The sequence below is a fragment of the Mesorhizobium sp. M7A.F.Ca.CA.003.01.2.1 genome (assembly GCF_003998945.1).
In the GTDB taxonomy this organism is placed as follows: Bacteria; Pseudomonadota; Alphaproteobacteria; order Rhizobiales; family Rhizobiaceae; genus Mesorhizobium; species Mesorhizobium ciceri.
Genome location: NZ_RZRA01000292.1, coordinates 1 through 5,822, shown reverse-complemented (window position 1 = coordinate 5,822; position 5,822 = coordinate 1). Strand labels below are relative to the sequence as shown.

Annotated in this window: 5 protein-coding genes; 4 read left to right on the top strand and 1 reads right to left on the bottom strand. The window is 62.6% G+C overall.

What is annotated here, in order from left to right:
* Position 1 precedes the first annotated feature (1 nt).
* On the bottom strand, positions 2-1,894 hold the full coding sequence (locus EN969_RS13995; protein WP_063167979.1) for a SurA N-terminal domain-containing protein: 1,893 nt from the start codon (positions 1,892-1,894) through the stop codon (positions 2-4).
* 145 nt (positions 1,895-2,039) lie between these two features.
* Here EN969_RS13995 and tpiA point away from each other — a divergent pair, with 145 nt between their 5' ends.
* The 4 genes from tpiA to EN969_RS13975 all read left to right on the top strand — a co-directional run.
* The gene (gene tpiA, locus EN969_RS13990; RefSeq protein WP_013531736.1) at positions 2,040-2,807 is read left to right on the top strand and encodes a triose-phosphate isomerase; all 768 of its coding nucleotides are present in this window, start codon (positions 2,040-2,042) and stop codon (positions 2,805-2,807) included.
* A gap of 170 nt (positions 2,808-2,977) precedes the next feature.
* On the top strand, positions 2,978-3,448 hold the full coding sequence (gene secG / locus EN969_RS13985; RefSeq protein WP_013531735.1) for a preprotein translocase subunit SecG: 471 nt from the start codon (positions 2,978-2,980) through the stop codon (positions 3,446-3,448).
* A 209-nt stretch (positions 3,449-3,657) separates the two neighbouring features.
* Positions 3,658-4,785, top strand: a complete 1,128-nt coding sequence (locus EN969_RS13980; RefSeq protein ID WP_013531734.1) for a L,D-transpeptidase — start codon at positions 3,658-3,660, stop codon at positions 4,783-4,785.
* Positions 4,786-4,922: 137 nt separating this feature from the next.
* Positions 4,923-5,822 (top strand): CTP synthase (locus EN969_RS13975; RefSeq protein ID WP_127419189.1); only part of this gene is annotated, 900 nt, incomplete at its 3' end.

Sequence of the window (5,822 nt, the reverse complement as noted above, 5' to 3'; positions counted from 1 at the left end):
CTCATCTTGTCGAGGCTTGGGCGACGGCGGCCTGGTCGACGCGAACGTCGTACTGCGTCTGCAACTGCGCCACCAATTGGTCGAGCAGGTCGTCCGACATGCCGGAGGTGAAGGATTTCTGTGCGTCATCCGGCACCGAGCTGGCATCGGCCCCGGCGGGCTCGAACACTTCGGCGACCTTGTACAGGATCTCTCCGTCGCCGGTAGGCGAGGGGATCAGGCCGGTACCGCCTTCGCCGACTCCGAACATCGCTGCGGCACCTTCCTTGCCGAAATCGACGTCGTCAGCCTCGCGCTTCACACCGCGCTTGGTCTGCTTTTCCAGCTTCAGTTCGCTGGCAATGACATCGAGCGTTGCGCCGGCCTTGAGCCGCTTTTCCAGCTCGTCAGCCTTGGCGGCGAGCCGCTTGCTTGTTTCCGCCGCCGTCCAGTCGGCCACGACTTTCTGACGAACCTCATCCAGCGTGCGGTCGCGAGCCGGCGTGATGGACGCCACCTCATAGAAGACGAAGCCGTTGTCGGCTGTGGTCAAGGCATCGTTTTCCGTGTTGGGTTCGGCGTCGAAGACCGCTTTGATCAGCTCCGGCGATTGCGGCAGGTCCTTGACGATGCTTGCATCTGGCCGCAGTCCACTGCGATCGATGGCGTCGATGGTGACGACCTTCAGCTTCAGCTTGGCCGCAGCGTCGGCCAGCGAACTGCCGGCGGCGCGGGTGTCATCGTAATTGTCGCGCACGTCCAGAAGGATGCGGCTTGCCTCGCCCAGCGCCAGATCCTTGCGGATCTGGTCGGACACCTCGGCCAGCGGCTTCACCACCTCGGGCTTGATCTCGGTGACACGCAGCAGCACCGGACCGAAGGCGCCCTGCACGACCTGGCTGACTTCATTGGCGTTAAGCGCGAAGGCGGCGTCGGCGACCGCCTTGTCGGCGATCTTGTCCTTGGCAAGCGTGCCGAGCAACGTGTCGGCTGGGGTCTTGCCTTCCGCCGTGACCAGCTTGTCGAAAGTGGCGCCTGCCTTGAGCGAATCGAACGCGGCCTTGGCCGCATCCGGCGTCTTGAACACGAGCTGCTCGATGGTACGCAATTCCGGCGTGGTGTAACGCGCCTTGTTCTTGTTGTAATCGTCGCTGACCTGTTGGTCGGTGACGGCGGTCGGATCCATGATGTCGACCGGCTCGAGGCGGACATAGGAGAATTTGCGGTATTCGGGTGCCGCATATGTCTTCTTGTTGGCTTCGAAATAGGCCGAAAGCACGCTATCGGATGGCGCCACGATCGGCTCGACGAGTGCCTTGGGCAGCGTCAAATAGTCGATGGTGCGGTCTTCGCCGCGATAGAGCGCAACTGCCTTGAAGAAAGTGTCCGGAGCCTTGAGGCCGTCCGAGACCGCCTCGACAATCTGCTGGCGCACCGCCACCTGAGCACGGTTCTTCAAATAGTCCTCGGGTCGCATGCCAATCTGCTGCAGCATATATTCGAACGTTCTGCGATCGAACTGGCCGCCCGGGCCTTTGAAGGCCGGGTCTTCGCGTGTCAGCTCGGCCAGCCGGTCTTTGGAAAGTCCGAGGCCCAGCTTGCGGGCCTGTTCATCGAGAACGGCACCCGAGACGAGCTGCGCCAGCACCTGGTTATCGACACCGAGCGCCTTTGCCTGTTCGTGGCTGAGACGTTGGCCGAACTGCTGCGACATGACGGCGAGCTGGCGATCATAGGCGAGACGGTATTCGTTGATCGACACTTTGGTGCCGCCAGCGGTTATCACCGAATCATGGCCGGCCAAACCGCCCATCAGCCGTCCGGAAACGCCCCAGACCAAAAAGCTGAGCACCAGCAGCACCAACAGCCCCTTCGCGACCCAGGTGCCTGCCGCGCTTCTCAATATACCAAGCATTTTTACTTCCGATTTATGCGCATTTTCGCATGCGCCGAGTCTGAAACAAGCGCAATAGCGCCCTTCCGGCCCACTGTCGATTGCTTTGTGGCCTGATTTTGGTAGTGAGGGCCAGAGCCCCGATATCATCCGGAGAAGCAAACCCATGACGCCAGGAATTCGCCCGCTCGTCGCCGGCAACTGGAAAATGAACGGCACCAGCGCCTCCCTCAACGAGCTCAGGATGATCGGCAACGGCTTCATGAGTGGGCTTGACGCGGAGACCGAAGCGCTGGTTTGCGTTCCCGCAACCCTGCTTGCCCACGCCGCCGAGATCCTGTCGCGCACGCCGGTGCATGCCGGCGGCGAAGATTGCCACACCAAGGAGAGCGGCGCCTACACCGGCTGCATCTCGGCGGAAATGCTCAGGGATGCCGGTGCGAGCCATGTCATCGTCGGCCATTCCGAATGCCGCGAGCAACGCGGCGAGGATGACGCCACTGTCCAGGCCAAGGCATCCGCCGCGTGGCGTGCCGGGCTTGTTGCCATCATTTGCGTCGGCGAAACGCATGAGCAGCGTGAAGCGGGCGCCACGCTGGACGTGCTGTCGCGGCAGGTCGAGGGCTCAGTCCCGCCAAGCGCCACCCCGTCCAACACCATCATTGCCTATGAGCCGGTATGGGCGATCGGCACCGGCCTGACGCCGACAGCGGCCGACGTCGCTGCGGCACACGCACATATCCGCGAAAAGCTATCGGAAAAGCTCGGCGGCGTCGCGGCGAAGGTGCGCATTCTCTATGGCGGCTCGGTCAAGCCCTCCAACGCGGTCGAACTGCTCGGCGTCAGGAATGTCGACGGCGCGCTGGTTGGCGGCGCCAGCCTGAAAGCGGCGGACTTTCTCGGCATCGCCGAGGCCTATCGCAATATTGCTTGAAGACATTTTCCCTGCCGGACAGGGCTTCCGGTGCACGAAATCGTTGCAAAGGACGGGTTGCTTCCCATATTCCGGCCACGGGCTTGGAAATGCCGTCAAAGCATTGTATTGAGCCGCCTCCAATTCACCGGTCGTGTCCGCGGCCGGGCAAGGCCTTGCCAGGATAAACTATGGAAACCGTACTGATCGTCATCCATCTCATGGTCGTGCTCGCCCTTGTCGGCGTGGTGCTGCTGCAGCGTTCCGAAGGCGGTGGCCTCGGCATCGGTGGCGGGTCCGGCTTCATGACCGCGCGTGGTGCGGCCAATGCGCTGACGCGTGCGACGGCGATCCTGGCGGCTGCCTTCTTCGCCACCTCCTTGACCCTGTCGATCGTCGCCCGCTACGGCGAAAAGCCGATCGATATCCTGGACCGCGTGCCGGCGACCTCGGACGGCGCCGGCAAAGGCGTGCTCAACCAGTTGCCTGGAACCACAACTCCGGCGCCCGCGGGCACCACCACGCCGACGCCGCCTTCCGGCAACGATGCTTCGGCTCCTGCGACTGCCCCGGCCACTGCGCCTGCCGCCGGCTCGACGCCGCCGGCGACCAACGGCACGGCTCCCGCCGCACCGGCGACCCCGCAGGTTCCAAACCAGTAGTCCTCGGTGCCTGAACCGCGATCTGTGGTCGTTTGAACACAGTCGCGGCAAATGCAGCGAGATCACGAAGATTCGACGGGGTGAGGCATGGCCCCACGCTTGAGGCGGCCGCGCTTATTCGACTATAGATTGCACGCGGCATTTCCGGCGCCCTTGGGGGGCGCTGGGCGACGCCGTGGCAACAAGCATAGAACGATCGGATCTTCGCCATGCAGCTTCGCAGCTTCATTTTCCTGGGACTTTGCGCCGCACTCGGCGTGAGTTCCCCCGCTTTCGCAGGCGTTCCGGCCAATATGGCCGCACAGCCTTCGGCTGAAACAACTTCTGCCATCAACGTCGCCGTCAAGAGTGATGCGTCGCAATTGAAGCTTCTCAAGAAGAAGAAAAACCCGACGCCCGACGACCTCGCCCAGATCAAGAAGATCGAGGCCAAGATCGTTGCCGACAAGGAAGCCGCCAAAGCCAAGGCGCTCGAAGCCAGGAAGCTGGCAATGCGCGAGGCGGCAAAGGCCAAGGCCGACGCGGAACGGCAGGCGTTCCTTGCCAAGAAGGGCAAGAGCGCGCCGGCAACCGAGGTGGCCGATGCCAAGCCGGCCAAGAAGCAGGCTGCCAAGATCATCGAGCCTATCGAACCGATAGCGCCGATCCAGTCGGCCGAGCCGCTTCCGGCGGAGGCCATGAACGTCGCCCTGACCGGCAACAATGGCGAACTGCGCAGCGAAGTCATCGGCCAGAAGAAGCCGAGCGGCGGCGGCCTGTTCGCCGGCCTTTTCGGCGGGACGTCGTCCGGCTCCTCGATAAGCTATCTTCCCGAGACGCGGGCTCTCGATCAGGCTCTCGCCAAGAGGGAGGCCAAGAAGCAGTTCAAGGTGAAGCCGGAATTCGTGCCGCAGGACGTGGAATTCACTGGTTACGATGCCGGCACCATCGTCATCGACACCAGCGCGCGGCGCCTCTACCTCGTCGAATCATCTTCCACCGCGCGGCGCTACGCCATTGCGGTCGGTCGCGAGGGCCTGCAGTTCAAGGGCACGGTCGCGGTCGGTGACAAGCAGGAATGGCCGCGCTGGATCCCGACGCTGGACATGCAGAAGCGCGAGCCGAAGCATTACGGCCAGTATAAGGACGGCATGCCTGGCGGTGGCCAGAATCCGCTCGGCGCCCGCGCCATCTATCTCTATGACGGCAAGAAGGACACGCATCTGCGCATCCACGGCACCATCGCGCCGCAGTCGATCGGAACCAGCGCCTCTAATGGCTGCTTCCGCATGATCAACGAGCACGTCATGGATCTCTACAGCCGCGTCAGGGTTGGCACCAAGGTCGTCATCATCTGACGTTTTCGTCATCCTGCCGAAAGGGCCGGCTCAGCCGGCCCTTTTGTTTTGCCCTGTTCACGATCCGAGCGCCTTCTTGGGAAAAAACCTTCGCGGTGGTTTTTTCTCTGGCGGAATCAATCCGGCCGCGTTAAGCGATGACTCCCATGGCGCGATATGTATTCATCACAGGCGGCGTGGTTTCCTCACTTGGAAAAGGCATTGCCGCAGCGGCCCTTGGGGCTCTCCTGCAGGCGCGAGGCTATCGCGCACGCATCAAAAAACTCGATCCCTATCTCAATGTCGATCCGGGGACGATGTCGCCGTACCAGCATGGCGAGGTTTTCGTCACCGACGATGGTGCGGAAACCGATCTTGATCTTGGCCATTACGAGCGCTTCACAGGCCGCTCCGCCAACCAGCAGGACAACATCACCACCGGCCGCATCTACAAGAACATCATCGAGCGCGAGCGGCGCGGCGACTATCTCGGCGCCACCGTGCAGGTCATCCCCCACGTCACCGACGAGATCAAGAATTTCGTCCTCAACGGCAATGACGACTATGATTTCGTGCTGTGCGAGATCGGCGGCACGGTCGGCGACATCGAGGCGATGCCGTTCCTGGAGGCTATACGCCAGCTCGGCAACGACTTGCCGCGCAACAATGCCGTCTACGTGCATCTGACGCTGATGCCCTATATCCCGACGGCCGGTGAGCTGAAGACCAAGCCGACTCAGCATTCGGTCAAGGAACTGCGCGGCATCGGCATCGCGCCCGACATCCTGCTGGTCCGCGCCGACCGCGCTATCCCCAAGGAAGAGCGCAGAAAACTGTCGCTGTTCTGCAATGTGCGCGAAAGCGCCGTGATCCAGGCGCTCGACGTGCCGCATATCTACGACGTGCCGATGGCCTATCACAAGGAAGGGCTCGATTCGGAAGTCCTGGCCGCCTTCGGCATCGATCCGGCGCCGAAGCCGCGTATGGAGCCGTGGCAGGCGGTGTCCAACCGCATCCACAATCCGGAAGGCGAGGTGACCATCGCCGTTGTCGGCAAA